This is a genomic window from Vibrio sp. QJM3NY_15 (assembly GCF_057785995.1).
Window position 1 is genome coordinate 927,026 of the sequence record NZ_CM173517.1, and the last position, 19,075, is coordinate 946,100.

14 protein-coding genes are annotated in these 19,075 nt (G+C 45.1%); 12 read left to right on the forward strand and 2 right to left on the reverse strand.

Annotated elements, in window-relative coordinates:
• The first annotated feature begins 273 nt into the window (after positions 1-273).
• Both fadI and fadJ read left to right on the forward strand, forming a co-directional pair.
• Entirely contained in the window at positions 274-1,581 is a 1,308-nt protein-coding gene (gene fadI, locus AC3CKG_RS04165) for an acetyl-CoA C-acyltransferase FadI (RefSeq protein WP_488528844.1), read from the forward strand.
• Entirely contained in the window at positions 1,581-3,827 is a 2,247-nt protein-coding gene (gene fadJ, locus AC3CKG_RS04170) for a fatty acid oxidation complex subunit alpha FadJ (RefSeq protein WP_488528845.1), read from the forward strand. The genes fadI and fadJ overlap by 1 nt, the downstream gene beginning before the upstream one ends.
• Before the next feature lie 318 nt (positions 3,828-4,145).
• Here the strand turns inward: fadJ and AC3CKG_RS04175 are convergent, their stop codons facing one another.
• Positions 4,146-6,923 carry an insulinase family protein gene (locus AC3CKG_RS04175; RefSeq protein WP_488528846.1) on the reverse strand — a complete coding sequence of 926 codons (2,778 nt, stop codon included), beginning with the start codon at positions 6,921-6,923 and terminating at the stop codon, positions 4,146-4,148.
• A 304-nt stretch (positions 6,924-7,227) separates the two neighbouring features.
• Here AC3CKG_RS04175 and sixA point away from each other — a divergent pair, with 304 nt between their 5' ends.
• Complete coding sequence (gene sixA / locus AC3CKG_RS04180; protein WP_012603460.1) at positions 7,228-7,692, forward strand: phosphohistidine phosphatase SixA; 465 nt, start codon at positions 7,228-7,230, stop codon at positions 7,690-7,692.
• A gap of 135 nt (positions 7,693-7,827) precedes the next feature.
• Here sixA and smrB read toward each other — a convergent pair whose 3' ends face one another.
• Positions 7,828-8,358 (reverse strand): endonuclease SmrB, encoded by a 531-nt coding sequence (gene smrB, locus AC3CKG_RS04185; protein ID WP_065104881.1) that lies wholly within the window; start codon positions 8,356-8,358, stop codon positions 7,828-7,830.
• Positions 8,359-8,421: 63 nt separating this feature from the next.
• On the opposite strand from smrB, the gene prmB reads away from it, so the two are divergent.
• The 9 genes from prmB to AC3CKG_RS04230 all read left to right on the forward strand — a co-directional run bounded on the left by prmB (position 8,422) and on the right by AC3CKG_RS04230 (position 19,061).
• Entirely contained in the window at positions 8,422-9,354 is a 933-nt protein-coding gene (prmB, locus tag AC3CKG_RS04190) for a 50S ribosomal protein L3 N(5)-glutamine methyltransferase (protein ID WP_017104863.1), read from the forward strand.
• Positions 9,355-9,615: 261 nt separating this feature from the next.
• Positions 9,616-10,257, forward strand: a complete 642-nt coding sequence (locus AC3CKG_RS04195; RefSeq protein WP_102340190.1) for a LysE family translocator — start codon at positions 9,616-9,618, stop codon at positions 10,255-10,257.
• Between the two features lie 518 nt (positions 10,258-10,775).
• Positions 10,776-12,233, forward strand: coding sequence for a protein adenylyltransferase SelO (locus AC3CKG_RS04200; protein ID WP_488528847.1), 1,458 nt, complete (start codon positions 10,776-10,778; stop codon positions 12,231-12,233).
• A 157-nt stretch (positions 12,234-12,390) separates the two neighbouring features.
• Complete coding sequence (locus AC3CKG_RS04205; RefSeq protein ID WP_017076788.1) at positions 12,391-13,119, forward strand: response regulator; 729 nt, start codon at positions 12,391-12,393, stop codon at positions 13,117-13,119.
• A gap of 45 nt (positions 13,120-13,164) precedes the next feature.
• Positions 13,165-14,610: an ATP-binding protein gene (locus tag AC3CKG_RS04210; RefSeq protein WP_479257416.1), complete on the forward strand. Its 1,446-nt coding sequence runs from the start codon at positions 13,165-13,167 to the stop codon at positions 14,608-14,610.
• A gap of 110 nt (positions 14,611-14,720) precedes the next feature.
• Complete coding sequence (locus AC3CKG_RS04215) at positions 14,721-15,968, forward strand: ABC transporter substrate-binding protein (RefSeq protein WP_004736057.1); 1,248 nt, start codon at positions 14,721-14,723, stop codon at positions 15,966-15,968.
• 181 nt (positions 15,969-16,149) lie between these two features.
• Positions 16,150-17,088: a carbohydrate ABC transporter permease gene (locus AC3CKG_RS04220; protein WP_099166264.1), complete on the forward strand. Its 939-nt coding sequence runs from the start codon at positions 16,150-16,152 to the stop codon at positions 17,086-17,088.
• Positions 17,085-17,942, forward strand: coding sequence for a carbohydrate ABC transporter permease (locus AC3CKG_RS04225; protein ID WP_009848502.1), 858 nt, complete (start codon positions 17,085-17,087; stop codon positions 17,940-17,942). The genes AC3CKG_RS04220 and AC3CKG_RS04225 overlap by 4 nt, the downstream gene beginning before the upstream one ends.
• 6 nt (positions 17,943-17,948) lie before the next feature.
• Positions 17,949-19,061, forward strand: a complete 1,113-nt coding sequence (locus tag AC3CKG_RS04230) for an ABC transporter ATP-binding protein (RefSeq protein WP_474355736.1) — start codon at positions 17,949-17,951, stop codon at positions 19,059-19,061.
• Positions 19,062-19,075 lie beyond the last annotated feature (14 nt).

A 19,075-nucleotide genomic window follows, 5' to 3' on the forward strand; every position in this document is an offset into this window, starting at 1 on the left:
CATTCCGACCACACAGCTTTGTGTGGTTTTTTTTTGCCATCAGAAAATACTCTGATACAAAACCATCGACTCTTTACCTACACATAACAGTTTCAATTAGCAATAGTTTAGTCTCTTAGGACAACCTTTCCCCCCAAAAGGTTCGCCTGAATGTGCAGTTATATTTTCAAGCAGTGAGATACTCGTATCACGTTTATTTAAACGCTCGTTTGATTTAATTAACAACTTCTTTACAATGCTTCAGGTCAGACCTCTTAACTTTAAGGAGAAACCATGGGCAAACAGGAAGTCAAAACGCGTTCTGGAGAACGTGTTGCCGTTATCGCTGGACTACGAACCCCATTCGCTCGTCAGAGCACAGAATTTAGCCAAGTGCCTGCGGTTGACCTGGGCAAAATGGTTGTGAGCGAAATGCTTGCACGAACGGATATCGATCCTGCGCTTATTGAGCAAGTTGTATTCGGCCAAGTTGTGCAGATGCCAGAAGCGCCCAATATTGCGCGTGAAATCGTATTAGGCACCGGTATGGACATTAATACTGATGCGTACAGTGTGACACGTGCTTGTGCAACGAGCTTCCAAGCGGCAGTTAACGTCACAGAGAGCATTATGGCAGGCACTATTGATGTCGGTATTGCGGGTGGCGCTGATTCTTCTTCTGTATTGCCTATCGGCGTTTCGAAAAAGTTAGCGGCAAACTTATTAGCGCTCAGCAAAACCAAAACAATGGGTCAAAAGCTTAAGATTCTTAAAACGCTTTCCGTTAAAGATCTGATGCCAGTACCGCCTGCTGTTGCTGAATACTCGACCGGTTTATCAATGGGTCAAACCGCTGAGCAGATGGCGAAAACTCATGGTATTACCCGTCAAGAACAAGATGCACTTGCTCATCGTTCTCACTCTTTGGCTTCTCAAGCTTGGAAAGAAGGGAAAATAAAAGATGAAGTGATGACAGCTTTCCCTGCGCCTTATAAAAAATATTTAGCGGAAGATAACAACATTCGTCATGACTCGACGGTTGAAGGCTACGCTAAATTACGCCCAGCATTCGACAGACAATACGGCAGCGTAACGGCAGCCAATGCCACGCCTCTTACCGATGGCGGTGCTGCGGTGATGTTGATGCGCGAAGGAAAAGCGAAAGAGCTAGGCTTAGAAGTGCTTGGTTACATTCGTGGCTACGCGTTCTCAGCGATTGGTGTTGAAACGGATATGTTGATGGGTCCGACTTACGCGACCTCTCAAGTCTTGAAGAACACGGGTCTAGAATTATCAGATCTAACACTTATCGAGATGCACGAAGCGTTTGCAGCTCAAGTTCTAGCTAACGTCAAAATGTTCGCAAGCGATGAGTTTGCTCAGAAGAATCTTGGCCGTGACAAAGCGATCGGTGAGATTGATATGGAGAAGTTCAACGTGTTGGGTAGCTCAATTGCTTACGGACACCCGTTTGCAGCGACTGGCGCGCGTATGATGACTCAGACACTGCGTGAACTTAAACGTCGTGGTGGTGGCCTAGCATTGAATACTGCTTGTGCGGCAGGTGGCTTAGGTGCAGCAATGATCTTGGAGGTGGAATAATGTCTACGACTCTTGATGTGAAAAAAGAAAAGAAAGCAGTCAACAAAGCGGATTCAAAGCCAGTGACTGCATCTAAAAGTGACAAGACGGTTTCAAAAGATGAAGCCGTAAAACCGGCGACCGCGTTTTCTTTAACTATCGATGACCAAGATATTGCATGGCTTGCGATCGACGTGCCAAATGAAAAAATGAACACGCTACAAGCGGCGTTTGCCGAAGAAATGAAAGCAATATTCGAGCAGTTGAAGGAAAAGCAAAGCCGAGTTAAAGGCTTAATTGTTCATTCATTGAAGCCAGATAATTTTATTGCTGGCGCTGATGTTCGAATGCTTGATGCCTGCAAGACGGCTGATGAAGCACAATCTCTGGCGCGTCAGGGGCAAGAGATGTTCCAAGCGCTTTCTGATTTGCCTTATCCTGTTGTCGCAGCAATTCATGGCCCATGTTTAGGTGGTGGCCTAGAGCTAGCACTATCGTGTGATTACCGCGTATGTACAGACTCAGACAAGACTAGGCTTGGCCTACCAGAAGTCCAACTTGGTCTGTTACCTGGCTCTGGTGGTACGCAACGTCTTCCTCGTCTTATCGGTTTACTGCCTTCTCTTGACCTTATTCTTACGGGTAAGCAACTGCGCGCTAAAAAAGCGAAATCGCTAGGTGTCGTGGATGCTTGTGTGCCAGAAACTATCTTGCTGGAAGTGGCTAAGAGCTTTGTCGAAAAGAACTCAGGCGGTAAAAAAGGTAAGCGTTTGGCGTCTAAAAGCCAAGCTTCGACCAAAGAAAAACTAATCTCACGTACAGGTCTTGGTCGCAAGGTTATTTTTGAACAGGCTTCGAAGAAAACTAACCAGAAAACACGCGGTAATTACCCTGCAGCCGATGCGATTCTTGATGTAATTCGTTACGGCCTTGAGAACGGCTTTGATAAAGGCCTTCAGTATGAAGCGAAGCGTTTCTCTGAACTGGTAATGACTTCAGAATCTAAAGCCCTTCGTTCGATTTTCTTTGCAACGACTGAAATGAAAAAAGAACACGGCGCAGATGCAGAACCGAAAGCGGTTAAGCGTGTTGGTGTGCTAGGTGGCGGTCTAATGGGTGCAGGCATCAGCCATGTTAGTGTTGCTAAAGCGAAAGTACCGGTTCGTATTAAAGATGTGTCTAATGAAGGTGTGCTCAATGCGCTTAACTACAACTACAAGTTGTTCGATAAGCAGCGTAAACGTCGTATCCTGAGCCGAGCTGGCCTTGAAAGTAAGATGCTTCAGCTTTCTGGTGGTATCGACTTTACAAGCTTTAACCATACTGATGTTGTGATTGAAGCGGTATTTGAAGATCTTGACCTTAAGCAGTCAATGGTTGCGGACATTGAAGCCAATGCTAAGCCTAGTACTATCTTCGCGACCAATACATCTTCATTGCCAATCCATAAGATTGCAGAGAAGGCGCAACGACCAGAAAACGTAGTCGGTCTTCATTACTTTAGCCCTGCAGAAAAAATGCCATTGGTTGAAGTTATTCCTCATGAAACAACGTCAGAAGAAACTATTTCGACGGTTGTAGCATTAGCGAAGAAACAAGGTAAAACCCCGATTGTTGTTAAAGATACGGCTGGCTTCTATGTGAACCGTATTCTTGCTCCATACATGAATGAAGCGGCGTATCTGTTGCTGGCGAATGAGCCGATTGAAAAGCTCGACAGCACGTTATTGGACTTCGGCTTCCCGGTTGGCCCAATTACTTTGCTAGACGAAGTCGGTGTTGATATTGGTGCGAAAATCATCCCAATTTTGGTTAATGAATTAGGCGAACGTTTCCAAGGCCCTGATGTGTTCGACATTCTTTTGAATGACGACCGTAAAGGCCGTAAGAGTGGCAAAGGTTTCTACACTTACAAAGGTAAAAAGAAGGAAGTCGATAAGTCAGTTTACAAGCTGCTTAAGCTGCAACCTGAACCTAAGCTAAGTGATAACGACATCGCAATGCGTTGTGTGTTACCGATGCTTAACGAAGCGGTTCGTTGTTTAGATGATGGCATTATTCGTAGCCCACGTGATGGAGATATTGGTGCTATTTTCGGTATCGGTTTCCCGCCATTCTTAGGTGGTCCGTTCCGTTACATGGATCAAATCGGTATTAAGTCATTAGTAGAGATGATGAACGACTTCGCTAAGAAGTACGGTGATCGTTTCGCGCCATGCGATGGCCTACTGACACGTGCTGGGTTGGATGAGTCTTTCTATAAATAATTCTCTCTACAAGTAACTTTCTAGCACTTTGATTATAAAGCCCGTATCAAGCAATTGATGCGGGCTTTTTTGTTTGATGAGCGAGTGTTAAAGGTATGAGATTCCCGACTCAGTCATTCTTCCTTCTTGGGAATGACGATTGAGATGTAAAAAATAAGCTATTGTGTTGATTAGGAAGGTGGTCAACACACCTCAATCAAAACTACCGTCATCTCCTAAAGTGACGAAGGAGCGTAATAGGAGATCTGCTCTTGGGTTGCACCCAATAAAAAAGGTTGATGCTATAACATCAACCTTTTGATTTTCTGTTAGGAATGACTAACCAAGCTCGCAGTCTTTCGGGCGCAGTTGAAACTCATCAATAGAGCCAATTTCCACACCTGCTGATAACTTCTCTTCTTCGTTATGCGCATTACCTTGCGCGTGCATAATCAGGCGATTTGCGGTGCGCGGTTTTAGTTGGCTGACGACAAAACGCATCATGTCAGAGCGAGTCAGACCTTTGAGCTCTTCTAACACACGATCTCTTTGATTGAATTCCAAATCCTTATTGCCTATCGCAACCCATAAGCGTTGAGCACGACCACGCAAGGTGGTATCTGGCGTCGAAATCTGATTCCATAGGCCGCGTTTACTGCTGTGCCATTGGTAGTCATTAAGCTCTAACAGCACCATGTAAAAGGCATTGAGAAACTCATCTATAGAGGCTAATAAGTCTGCTGGGGCAGCATTTGGCGATTGCACGTACAACACAATACCTGGGTGTCGGTTAAGCGGCATATTACCGGTGCCGACCATATAACCTAGCTGTTGCTTGGTACGAATCTCGTGGAAGAAGGTGGCCGACATTAAGTGGTTAGCCAGTGAATACAGCGCAATGTTTTCAGGTGAGATATCGGCGCACTGGTAATAAACCACGATGGCTGAATCATCTTGGTTACACACCACTTCACGTTGGAAGCTGCCGTTTTCACCCAACATGATTAACGGGCGCAGTGACTCTTCGTAGGCTTGGTCTTGAACACGCAGGGCATCTTTTAGCGTTTCCGCCATTTTGTGTGCGTCGGCTTTTTTCCAGTCGCCATACACAAACATTTCTACGTGAAGTTCAGCCAATATAGCTTGAACAAAAGAAGAGAGTTCATCGACCTCTATCGTTTCCAGCGCTTCAATTAATACAGAGTAGGGAGGATTGTTTGGCTGCAAGATCCCTGTCATTGCATTAAACAGCTGCGAAATAGGGCGGTCTTGCGACGCATTATTCCAGTTTCTGAGCAATTGATGCTTAATCGTTTCGAAACGTGTTGGACTAAAGTCGCGTGCTTGAAAGCGTTCAAGGATCATATTGAGCAATTGTGGCTGCTTCTCGCTGAATCCAGAAAGCGTGAGTGTGACACCACCTTGATGGGTATACATGTTGTAGCCCATACCGGCGATTTCAGCCTGATAAGTATCCTTTTCAAGCGAGTCTAAGAACATCTCTACACACAAGCGTGTTTTAACGATGTTTCTCGGGCTAGCCACTGAGTGTGGGCTGTCGATGGCGATATACACCACACCTTTGGGTACTCGAAATTGATGATCTTGTAGGTGCCACAACTTAAATCCGTCTAACTCTTCGAGCAGCTGTGGAAATTCAGTTTGCTCTTCAAGCTCGGCAGGGTCTAAGTCATAACAAATAAATGGGTTTCTATCGGGTAATTCAAACTGCCAACCGGGGTTGATGCAGGTAAAACACTGTTGCTGTTCGCTGCTAAACGGTGTCACGGAGTAGGGCGTAAAGTACCACTTCGCTTCTCGGTCGTATTCGAAACCTTGGGCAACAATGGTCGCGCGCATATTGTCGACGGTTAAGTAAGGAAGCAGAGAACGTTGTAACTCGTCATCGAAATGCGACATTTTATAATCGCCATACACCACGTCTTGCTCTTGGTAGTGTTGCATGTTGATCACTAGGTGACTCACGACATCAAGCGGCCTTGCGGGCTCTTGAAAGCGGAAAGCGGATTCTAAAACCGCACGCTTCTCTAGGTAACGCCACTCTTCAATACCTTGCTGTTCAATCAATTTGATGTACTGGAAAACGGCTTGGATGATGTTATCAGTTTTGGTCAAACCCTCGATGGTCAATGAGCAACTGACCGTGAAATCGCGATAGTTACTGCCACTGGCACCACCACCGGCCGAGAGAGAAGTAATCCAACCTTTTTCCTTCAGTTGCATCATTAGGCTGCCGTCACCCTCATAACCTAATAGGTGAGCAAAGAACGACAGTGGCTTAATACCATAGTGTTCATCCATGCTTGGCATTGGGAAAGTTAAAATCAGTTTTCGTACTTCTTTTATCGGCTCTACGTGTACTTGTACGCCAGTGCTTGACTCGCCAACAATGGGTATTTCAACCTTCTTGCCTTGTAGGTTGTTATTGGTAATCGAGCTAAAGCGATCCTCAACCCAGCTTTGCATCTCATTTAATGACTGATTGCCAGAAAGTGTCAGCGTCATTAAGTCAGCAGAGTATTGTTGCTGGTGGAAAGCTAAGATCTCTTGTCGAATCGTCTCACCGTTTCTGTCGCCCAACGTATCGATATTACCGACAGAAAACTTCGAGAATGGGTGATTGTGATTTACCAGCTCTTTGGTAACTTGGTACAAGCGTCGCGAGTCGTCGTTGAGTTTCATTTTATACTCTGAATCAACGGCTTGGCGTTCTTTGTCTAAGGCTTCTTCGTTGAACAGGGGGGCGGTAAAAAATTGGCTGAAGCGATCGAGTGCATTTTCAAAGGCATTCAATTCAACATCAAAAAAGAAGCAGGTGTGCTCTGTTCCTGTCCAAGCGTTGTTGCTACCGCCATGTTGACTGATAAAACTTTGGAACTCTCCGACCTTTGGATACTTTTCAGTTCCCAAAAATAGCATATGCTCTAAGTAGTGAGCTAAACCCTCTCGGTCTGTAGGGTCATCAAAATGCCCGACATTAACGGCGAGTGCGGCTGCAGCTTTTTGAGCGTTCTGATCGTGAACTAACAGTACTCTCAACCCGTTATCCAATGTTACGTAACGGTATTGATGTTCATCATTAGGGCTTAAATGCACAGATGCATCTCCAGAGAAGGTGGTTTTTAAATTATGTACGCGATGATTTAAGGTGCAAACCTCGCGATCATATTTTGGGATATGAAGTGCTTTTTGGCGACTTCTAAATCACTTTTATCGATTTTTATCAGTGATTTATTTTCTTTTAATAAGATTGTTAAGAAAGTCGAACTCTTTAGCAAGTGACTTGATATAATTATTTATATAGACTGCGGTTTCTCTAGTTTGAGAGCCAAACGCTAAGTAGCGTATCGCTGATATGGGATATATCGACTTTCGAAATGTTACGTAGACAGGACTGAACATGAAAATATTCATAATGCGCCACGGTGAAGCAGAACATTTTGCTAACTCGGATGCAGAACGAGCGTTAACGAAGCGCGGTAAAATGGCGTCTCTTGCGGTAGCTCAAGCTGCAAATGAGCAAGGGTTTAGCCAGTTCGATAAAGTGCTTGTGAGCCCATACTTAAGGGCACAAGAAACGTGGTTAGAAATCTCTCAAGCGTTTTCTGGAAAGAAAGTAGAAACCTGTGATGATATTACGCCTTACGGAATGTCCGACGATGTGTTTGATTTGACCATAGCAATGGCTGAAGTAGAAAAGCTAGAGACCATTTTATTTGTTTCTCATTTACCTCTAGTGGGCTATTTAACGGCTGAATTTGCGACGGGCATGGCGCCACCTATGTTCCCAACCTCAGGGCTAGCGTGTATTGAATTCGACCTTGAAAAACAAAAAGGCGAGTTGCTTTGGAACATTAATCCATAGCTGAGACCGTTTTCTCAAGATAAATAAAAGGGCACCTCATGATTATTGAGATGCCCTTTGTTGTTTCTAACGGACTATTTTGACCAAACGACAAGGTGCTGGACGTACTTTTTAGAATAAAGAGCAAGTCGATGGCTATTTATCTGGGATAGCAAGTAAAACCAGTAGCGCCCCATGGCCGCCAAACTCTAAAGGCGCTTGGTGAAAGGCCATTACGTCTGGGTGCTGTGCTAACCACAGTGGCACTTTCTGCTTCAAGATGTGCTTGCCGATACCATGCTGAACACAGGCACATGCCACACTTTCTTTAATACAGTGTGCAATCATAGCCCCAAGCTCACGTTTGGCCTCTTGCTGTGTCATACCATGCATATCGAGATACACGTCGGGCACATAGACCCCACGACGTAGACGTTTCACTTCGTATTTAGAGACATCATCGCGCGCATAACGTGTTGGTCCTTCCTCACTAAGGTGCGGAATGAACTCGTCAGAGAAATAAAACTCGCTATCACTGGCTTGTCTGGCCGTTCGAGTAATTTCTTTTTGCTTGGTATTTCTTTTTGGCTGCTGGACTATGGTATCCTGTTGCAACTTTTTAACGCCCTTTACTGCATCGTTGAATAAGGCGAAATCGTCATCAAAGTCGGTGTCTTTTTTGCTCATCAGGTTATGAATTCTAAATTAGAAACGTAATTAGCAGTATTGTAGCGCTTTTCGGAGACAATTTTGGATAAGATTTTTGTAGAAGAAGCGGTATCAGAACTACACACGCTTCAAGATGTGATTCGTTGGACTGTTAGCCGCTTTAACGCAGCGGGCCTATTTTATGGTCACGGCACTGATAACGCGTGGGATGAGGCGGTACAACTTATTTTACCTACTCTGTATCTACCGATTGATGTTCCTCCGCATGTTTTGAACTCTCGTCTAACAAGCAGTGAGCGTCTACGCATTGTTGAGCGCGTGATCAAGCGTATCAATGATCGCACCCCAACAGCTTACCTAACCAACAAAGCTTGGTTCTGTGGTCTTGAGTTCTTTGTTGATGAGCGCGTTCTTGTGCCTCGTTCTCCAATTGGTGAGCTGATTGAAGCTCAATTCCAACCTTGGTTAACTGAAGAACCTGTTCGTATCATGGATATGTGTACGGGTAGTGGCTGTATTGCGATTGCATGTGCTCATGCTTTCCCTGATGCGGAAGTGGATGCGATTGATATCTCTACTGACGCACTGCAAGTTGCAGAGCAAAACGTTCAAGATCATGGCATGGAGCAACAAGTGTTCCCAATCCGTTCAGATCTTTTCCGTGATTTGCCAAAAGAAAAATACAACCTGATTGTATCGAACCCACCTTACGTGGACGAAGAAGATATGAACAGCCTGCCAGATGAGTTCACACACGAACCAGAACTTGGCCTAGCTGCAGGTACAGACGGACTTAAATTGGTTCGCCGTATTTTGGCAAACGCACCAGACTACCTAACTGACGACGGTATTCTTATCTGTGAAGTGGGCAACTCAATGGTTCACATGATGGATCAGTACCCAGAGCTTCCATTCACTTGGATTGAGTTCTCAAACGGTGGTCACGGTGTATTCATGATCACTCGCGAGCAGTTAGTGGCTTGCGCAGACGAGTTCTCTATCTACAAAGACTAAGTTACTGTTAGTTGTTAGCTTAGATATTGAGCTTAGAGATTAAGCTGGAAACTTAAGGTTAGAACCTTATAAGACGTTCTATTTGAAACGTTTGAATTTAAACGCTATGCAGCAATGCATGGCGTTTTTTATTGCTGGAATTCAAGGGATAAGTAATCAACACAGAGTGAACGTACTTAATATTTAGTTGCTTAATGTGAATAGCTATTACATATTGGTGCTTAATATTTAGTCGTTTTAGTGAGTTAAGGAGAATTCGCGATGAGCTTTGATACATGGATTTATTATTTGTTGGCGGTGTTAATTTTAACAGCCTCGCCAGGGCCAAGCTCTTTGTTGTGCATGACTAAGGGTGTGCAATCAGGCTTTAAGTTATCGATATTTACCGCCTTGGGTAGCGTGACTGCCATTACCGGAATCTTAACGTTATCGTTTACCGGTTTAGGGGTGATTATTGCTTCATCAGAAGTGGTGTTTAATATCATTAAGTGGACGGGTGCAGCTTACCTTATTTATCTCGGTTGGAAGTCGCTACGGTCAAGTCAGCAAGATTATGACAAGCTATCGAATCAACAAGCAGGCTCTCAACCTGTTAAAGAAAGCGCTGTGCAGCATTATGTGAGTGGCTTTATTGTTGGCGCTAGTAATCCAAAAGCTATCCTGTTTTTTACCGCACTTTTCCCTCAGTTTATTGACCCGTCGATAGCGCTATTTCCTCAATTTGTGGTGTTCGCCTTGACCTTCGTTGTCATGGAATTGTCTTGGTTATTGGTTTACGCCTACCTAGGTGCAAAGTCATCAACTTGGTTATTTGCTAAGGGTCGAGCCAAAGTATTTAATCGTGTTACAGGGGGCGTGTTTATTGGTGCAGGAGCGCTACTTTCGACGACAAGCCGAGCATAACTTTTCGATTTATCAAAGGGCTGAATAGTTACAGAAAATTCTTAATGCTGTCATAAAAGGTTAATATTAATATGCTTGCTGCTTTTAGCGAAAAGCCGATATATTGGTGTTACACCATCACGTTCTCAAGGAGAGACATATGCAGCATCAAGAAATGATTCAACACAGTAACTTTGGCGTTATCAGCCGCACTTGGCTTTTCTCTACCCTGTCTCTAGTAGGTATTCTTGCTCTAATGTAGTCAGCTTTATGGCTCTATATTTTTAGTTTTTATTATGAACACACTTGTTAAAAAGTCTTCAAAGTCAGAACTCTTCTTCTCTTAAATGTGGCTCTTCTCATCAGGCTAGCCACTTAACCTTTTCTTAGCTGCACCTTCCTCTCTGTAACCTTTTTCTCTGAAGAATCTCTTTGTCTGATTAACTCTTTATCTCAATAAACTCACTGCATAACCTGATCTGAAGTTGTTATCAAACTGTGATAATCTTAAGTTATCTTTTATCTACAGTGTATCTCTCATGTCTGTCTGGGATTCTATTTCATTTAACAATCGATTTACTGCATTACCTCGATTGTTCTATACCCCAATTCAACCTACACCGCTAAACAATGTTCAATGGCTCGCATGGAACCATAACCTTGCGGATGAATTCGGCTTTCCGTCATTTGATGATGCCTCAGAGGAATTGCTTGAGACGTTGTCGGGCAATGTTGAACCTGAGCAATTCTCGCCAGTAGCAATGAAATACGCAGGCCATCAGTTTGGCTCTTATAACCCTGATTTAGGTGATGGAAGAGGGCTGTTATTAGCTCAAGTTGTCGCGAAAAGTGGTGAAACGTTCGATTTACACCTCAAAGGTGCAGGTAAAACGCCTTATTCTCGTATGGGGGATGGACGCGCTGTTATTCGATCAACCGTTCGTGAGTACTTATGTAGTGAAGCAATGGCAGGGCTCAATATCCCAACCACACGTGCGTTGGCGATGATAACTAGCGACACACCTGTGTATCGAGAAAAGCAAGAGTGGGGCGCATTGCTGGTGCGCGCTGCTGAGTCACACATTCGTTTCGGTCACTTTGAACATCTGTTTTATACCAATCAGTTGGCTGAGCATAAATTATTGGCCGACAAAGTCATCGAATGGCACTTCCCAGAATGCCTCGATGAAGAGAAGCCATACGCTGCCATGTTTAATCAGATTGTTGATCGCACTGCGGAAATGGTCGCGCTGTGGCAAGCGAATGGTTTTGCTCACGGAGTCATGAATACCGATAACATGTCGATCATCGGCCAAACCTTCGATTACGGCCCGTTCGCCTTCCTTGATGAATATGACCCGAGATTGATTTGTAATCACTCCGACTACCAAGGTCGTTATGCATTTAATCAGCAGCCTAGAATTGGATTATGGAATTTGTCGGCACTGGCTCATTCTCTTTCGCCGCTGGTGGATAAAGCCGATTTAGAGGCCGCGTTAGAACAGTACGAGCCGCAAATGAATGGTTATTTCAGCCAGTTAATGCGTCGTAAGTTGGGGCTGCTTTCGAAACAGGAAGGCGACAGTCGTTTGTTTGAATCGTTGTTCGAGCTGATGTCGCAAAACAAAGTCGATTACCCAAGGTTCTTTAGAACGCTGTCGAACCTAGATACATTGCCGCCGCAAGACGTGATTGATTTGGTTATCGACCGTGATGCCGCAAAGCTATGGGTGGATAACTACTTGCAACGCTGTGAATTGGAAGAGAGTTCAGTGGCCGAGCGCTGTGAAAAGATGCGACAAGTAAACCCGAAATACATCCTCAGAAACTACCTTGCCCAGCTTGCGATAGATAAAGCGGAACGCGGTGATAGCAGCGATATTGATGCACTAATGGTGGTACTGGCAGACCCTTATGCGGAACATCCTGACTACGAACATCTTGCTGCCTTGCCGCCTGAGTGGGGCAAAGCCATGGAAATCAGCTGTTCCTCTTAACTTCTTATGATTCTTTGAGTCGCTAAGTACAGGTAGAGGTCACTAAGATGTGATCTTTATCTGTTTGTTCGTCTAACTTTACAAACATGTCAATAATCAAATAATCGGCCAGCCTATACACTATGTGAATAAGTTGTAAATTTAATAGGTTTGGGCGATGCCAACAAATACTCGAATTCTCGTGGTGGATGATGATCAAGAAATCCGCGAGCTGCTGGAAGAGTACCTCACTAAATCGGGTTTCGATGTCTCTTCTGTTGGAGATGGTGTTGAATTAGAAACTCACCTGCAAAGCCAAGGTTATCCAGACCTGATTCTGCTCGATGTTATGCTGCCCGGTGACGACGGTTTTACCTTGTGTCAGCGAGTACGAAAGCAATCCAATGTGCCTATCATTATGCTGACAGCGGTATCGGATGAAACCGATCAGATTATCGGCTTAGAAATTGGTGCAGATGATTACATCGCGAAGCCGTTTAGTCCTCGTCAGTTAATGGCTCGAATCAAAGCGTTATTGCGCCGCGTTCAAGTGGTGGATGACAAACCGAGTGATGCACTGCCAAAGCAGATTATCTTTGGTGATTGGACGCTCGATACACTAGCGCATCGAATCTCGCACAATGAAAACTCAGAAGAGATGGATTTGTCGGGCAGTGACTTTTCTTTGTTGATGTTGTTCTTAACTCGCCCTAATGAAGTGTTAGACCGAGATACCATTTCTTTCGCCACTAGAGGCCGTGAAGCGCTGCCTTTTGAACGTGGCATTGATGTGCAGCTTAGTCGTCTGAGAAGCCGATTGGGCGACAGTGGTAAATATCCTCACTACATCAAAACCATGCGCGGCAACGGCTACATTCTTGCTGTGCCTGTTCAGTATGAACACTGATAATCAAGTGCTGTTAATGAACACCTTGCCAATGAAGTATTTCCTATGAACTGGTTGAGTCGATTAAAACCAAATTCCTTGGTCGCAAGAACATTGTTGCTGACCTTGTTAGCCGTTGTGATTGCTCAAGGTATCGCAACGTCTATTTGGTATAGCGAATCCAAACACAAAGAACTGGAAGGGATTCGTTCTGCCTCCGAGAGCATGGCAAATATGTTTGCCTCGACGGTGACTTTCTTTCAGTCTCTACCCGTCAAATATCGTCATATCGTGCTTGATCAGATCCGCAATATGGGCGGTACGCGCTTCTTCGTTTCTTTCAATAAAGAGGCTTTGATCGTTGAGCCTATCCCTGACACCCGCTTAAAAACCGCCTCGATTGAGGCGATAGAAAGCGTTTTAAGTAGCAAGCTCAATAAAGTCGAATCGGTGCGGGTAGATTTTTCTCGACCTGAACACCTTCGCTTGCTTAAAAATGACATCTACTTGAGCGATCTCCCGCGATCGTGGGCGCATCACACGTTAACGTTAGAACCTCTTAATCCGCCAATTCTGGTTGTTCAAATAGAACTAACCAGCCATGAATGGGTGTACATTGCGGCACTGTTGCCTGCGCCATATGTGAAACTCGACGATACGATTCTTGGCAGAGAGCAGGTGATCTTCCTAGTTTCTTCAACGCTTATTCTACTGGTGTTGACTTACTTAATGATTCGTCGTCAAGTGCGACCTCTTAAAAAGCTGGCAAGAGCGGCTAATGAAATGAGCATGGATATTCAGCAGCCTCAATTGAAAGAAGAAGGGGCGACTGAACTGGTTACGGCAACCCGAGCCTTTAATCGCATGCAGCAACGGATTCGTCGCTATGTTGCCGACCGAGAACACCTATTTTCTGCTATCTCTCATGATTTAAAGACACCGATTACTCGTTTAAGGCTAAGAGCTGAACTATTGGAAAGCGAAGTAAAGAAAGACAAATTCAACAAAGATCTTGATGAGCTTGAGATGATGGTGAAGGGGGCATTACAAGCGGTAAGGGACACCGACCTCCATGAAAACAATGCCATTATCGATCTCAACGAGATGATGCTCTCCGTGATTGAATTGCACAACCAATACCAAACTCAGGTCGAGTTTGAACCTGCTGTGATTGAGCCTTTGGTAGCTAAACCTTTAGCGATTAAACGCGTGCTCACCAATCTTATCGACAATGCTGTGAAATATGGACAATCCGCCGAAGTCGATATCAGCAGTGATTCAGTGTGGGTCATTGTGACGATTCAGGATCATGGCAAAGGTATCCCTGAAGACAAGTTAGAGTTGGTTTTTGAACCCTACTTTAGGCTTGCAACCGACGACCAAGGACACGGTTTAGGGCTCGGGATCTGTCGAAACATTCTGCATGGACACGGCGGAGATCTCATTATTCGCAACTCCTCTCAAGGCGGCTTAGAAGCCAAAGTCTATATACCAAGAGGCTTAGAAGTGTAATGTAACAATTGTGTTACATAGGGCTTACCTTTTGTTTCAATCTTATAAATCAGAATAAGTAGACTCTTTATTGAACCGGACGTCGAGTCCGCTAAACATGGAAGATTATAATGAAAATCAATAAAACCCTACTTACTCTATCTCTTCTTGCTGCCTCAACATTTTCTCAAGCTGGTGAAGTGGAAGTGCTTCACTGGTGGACTGCCGGTGGCGAAGCGAAATCCGCTGCGGTACTGAAAGAGATGATTGAAGAACAAGGCCATACGTGGAAAGACTTTGCTGTTGCTGGTGGCGGCGGTGAAAGTGCGATGACTGTTTTGAAAACTCGAGCAGTATCGGGCAATCCACCTTCTGCAGCGCAGATTAAAGGTCATGATATTCAGGAGTGGGGTGGTTTAGGTTTTCTAACGTCTCTCGATGCGACTGCTAAACAAGAACAATGGGATGAACTACTACCAGAAGTAGTGACTAAAGTGATGAAGTGGGATGGCGAATATGTGGCAGTTCCTGTCAACGTTCACCGTGTTAACTGGCTTTGGGCTAACCCTGTTGTTTTAGAAAAATCAGGCGTTACGGTTCCAACTACGTTAGATGAGTTCTTTGTTGCTGCAGACAAGATTAAAGCGGCTGGCTTCATTCCATTGGCTCATGGTGGTCAACCTTGGCAAGACGCGACGGTATTCGAAGCCGTGGCACTTGATGTACTAGGCAGTGAAGATTACAACAAAGCGTTCGTTGATCTTGATATGGACGTATTATCTGGCGACAAAATGGTGGAAGTGTTCACCAAGTTCAAAAAGATGCGTGATTACATCGACAGCAACTCTCCAGGTCGTGATTGGAACGTCGCAACTTCAATGGTTATTAATGGCGAAGCCGCGATGCAAATCATGGGTGACTGGGCGAAAGGTGAATTTACTGCAGCAGGCAAAGTGCCGGGTAAAGATTACATCTGTGCACCAGCTCCAGGTACTGACGGCCAATTTACCTTCAATATCGATAGCTTTGCGTTCTTTGAGTTAAGTGACAAAGAGAACCAAAAAGCGCAGCAAGACCTAGCGAAAACCATTCTTACCAAAGATTTCCAAGAAGTCTTCAACCTTAACAAAGGTTCTATCCCTGTACGTCTAGATATGGACATGTCTAAATTCGACCAATGTGCGTTGGATTCAATGGCTACCTTCAAAGCGAGTGCTGAATCGGGCGATCTTGTTCCGAGTATGGCTCACGGCTTAGCGACAACAAGCTACGCTCAAGGCGCTATTTATGACGTGGTGACCAACTTCTTCAACGAGAAAGATGCCGATCCGAAACAAGCGGCAGCTAAGTTAGCAAAAGCAGTGAAAGCGGCTATCTAATCTAACTTGATAAGTGACACACAACGCACGTGAGTGACGGGTTGTGTTGCTTTATCGAACCCCCAGGGTGGGTAGGCTCGTAGGGAGCCTATCTACTCTTCACTCCCAATTCTGATATGCGTGATGCTGATGTGGTGCCGAAAGGTAAGCCATTGGCTCGATTGTGCAACAAGGATAAGTTATGGAGCATGTTTTGACTGAGTCGACTCCAAAACCCACAAGGAGCCAGCCTGCACCGAAACCGAGTTTTGCTGACAGGTTGCAACATTGGTTACCTAAAATTGTGCTAGCGCCAACCGCGTTAGTGACCGTGGTGTGTATCTACGGCTACATTTTTTGGACGGCAGCGTTGTCGTTCACCAACTCTCGATTTTTGCCGAGCTTTAACTTCGTTGGTTTAACCCAATATGAAAAGCTGATGGATAACGATCGCTGGATCACCTCAATCACCAACCTCGGTTTGTTTGGTTTTCTATTTATGGCGATTGCCATCTTGCTTGGTGTAGGTTTAGCGGTATTGCTTGACCAGAATATCCGTCAAGAAGGGGCGATTCGTACCATCTATCTTTACCCAATGGCGCTGTCATTCATCGTCACGGGTACGGCGTGGAAATGGATTCTTAATCCGGGTCTTGGCATTGAAAAGCTGATGCAAGACTGGGGATTTACTGACTTCAAATTTGATTGGCTAGTCGACTCTGAAATGTCGGTGTATACCTTGGTTATCGCGGCACTTTGGCAGTCTTCAGGCTTCGTGATGGCGATGTTCTTAGCGGGTCTTCGCGGTATCGATTCTTCAATCATCAAAGCGGCGCAAATTGATGGGGCAAGCTTACCTACCATCTATCTCAAAATCATTCTGCCTTGTTTGCGCCCAGTGGTCTTCAGTGCGGTGATCATTACGTCGCACATTGCGATTAAGAGCTTCGACCTTGTGACCGCAATGACGGCAGGTGGCCCCGGTTATTCATCGGATCTTCCTGCGCTATTTATGTACGCACACTCCTTTACTCGCGGACAAATTGGCCTTGGTGCTGCCAGTGCCATGATGATGCTTGCTGGTATCTTAGCGATTCTCGTGCCTTACCTTTACTCTGAACTTAGGGAGAAAAAGTCATGATGAATAACATCAATTTTGCTCGAATCTTTATTTATTCAGCACTGCTTTTCTTCTGCTTGGTGTATCTAATGCCATTGTTTGTGATGGCGTTGACGTCATTCAAAACCTTGCCTGATATCAAGGCGGGTAACCTGATGAGCCTCCCGAAAGAATGGGTGTTCGATGCTTGGTATAAAGCGTGGGATACCGCCTGTACGGGGGTGAAATGTGAAGGCATTAAAGGCTACTTCTGGAACTCTTTCCAAATGGTGATTCCTGCGGTTGCGATTTCAACATTGCTCGGTGCATTTAATGGTTATGTGGTGACGAAATGGCAATTCAGAGGTTCAAACCTGTTCTTTAGCTTGTTGTTGTTTGGTTGCTTCATCCCATTTCAAGTGGTGTTGTTACCAATGGCAACCATGCTCGGCAAGATGGGGCTAGCGAACACAACTATCGGCTTGGTGATTGTGCACGTTATCTACGGCATGGCGTTTACCACTCTGTTTTTCCGTAACTTCTACATCTCGATTCCTGATGAATTGATCAAAGCGGCAAAACTTGATGGTGCAGGTTTCTTTACGATTTTCTTCAAGATCTTATTACCGATCTCAACGCCAATCATCATGGTGACGGTGATCTGGCAGTTCACCGCAATCTGGAATGATTTCTTGTTCGGAGTAGTCTATTCCGGTTCAGAAACTCAGCCGATCACCGTGGCATTAAACAACCTAGTCAACACCAGTACTGGCGTTAAAGAATATAACGTCGACATGGCTGCCGCGATCATCGCCGCACTGCCAACGTTGTTGGTGTATGTCTTCGCAGGAAAATATTTTGTTCGTGGCCTAACGGCAGGATCAGTAAAAGGATAATTACCCATGGCAACATTAGATTTAAAACAGATCCGTAAAACCTATCGCAACGCGGACAACGAAACGTTAAAGGGTATCGACATTAGTATCGATTCGGGGGAATTTTTGATACTTGTCGGCCCTTCGGGGTGTGGGAAATCTACCCTAATGAACACCATCGCTGGGCTCGAAAATATTAGCTCGGGTGAAATCGTGATTGATGGTGTCGATGTGGCGCAGGTTGAGCCGAAAGATCGCGATATTGCGATGGTGTTTCAGTCGTACGCCTTGTATCCAAACATGACGGTACGTGGCAATATCGCTTTCGGTTTGAAGATCCGCAAGATGCCACAAGATGAGATTGATGCTGAAGTGAATCGTGTCGCTGAAATGCTACAAATAGAGCAGTTGCTTGATCGTAAACCATCGCAGCTTTCTGGTGGTCAGCGTCAACGTGTCGCGATGGGCCGTGCTTTGGCTCGCCGTCCTAAGCTGTATCTATTTGATGAGCCGCTTTCTAACTTGGATGCCAAGCTGCGTGTTGAAATGCGCCATCAGATTAAACGTCTGCACCAGAAGCTGAATACCACGATTGTTTATGTGACCCATGATCAGATCGAAGCGATGACTCTTGCGGATCGCATCGCAGTAATGAAAGACGGTGAACTGCAGCAGTTAGGAACACCACAAGAGATCTACACCAAGCCAAATAACATGTTCGTGGCGGGCTTTATGGGCTCACCATCCATGAACTTCATTAAAACCATGGTGGACTTGGATGAGGAACAGAATCCGATCATCAAAGTAACTGGCACGGCGGAGCAAGAACACCACATTCGATTGCCACAGAGTATGCGTGACCAAGATGGCAAGGAATTGGTCATTGGGTTGCGTCCTGAACACATTACTGAGCAAGAAGGTGATGATGTGTCGGCAACCACAAAACTAGACCTACAATTGGAAGTGTTGGAGCCAACAGGGCCAGATACCATCGCAATGGTCAAAGTGAACGACCAAGAAGTCGCGTGTCGTTTATCGCCAGAATTTGAAGTGTCGGTTGGGCAGATGGCACCGCTTCATTTTGACTTATCAAAGGCGGTATTCTTTGATGCTCAAACCGAAGCGAGAATCGACTTCTAGTTGCTGAGTTAGTT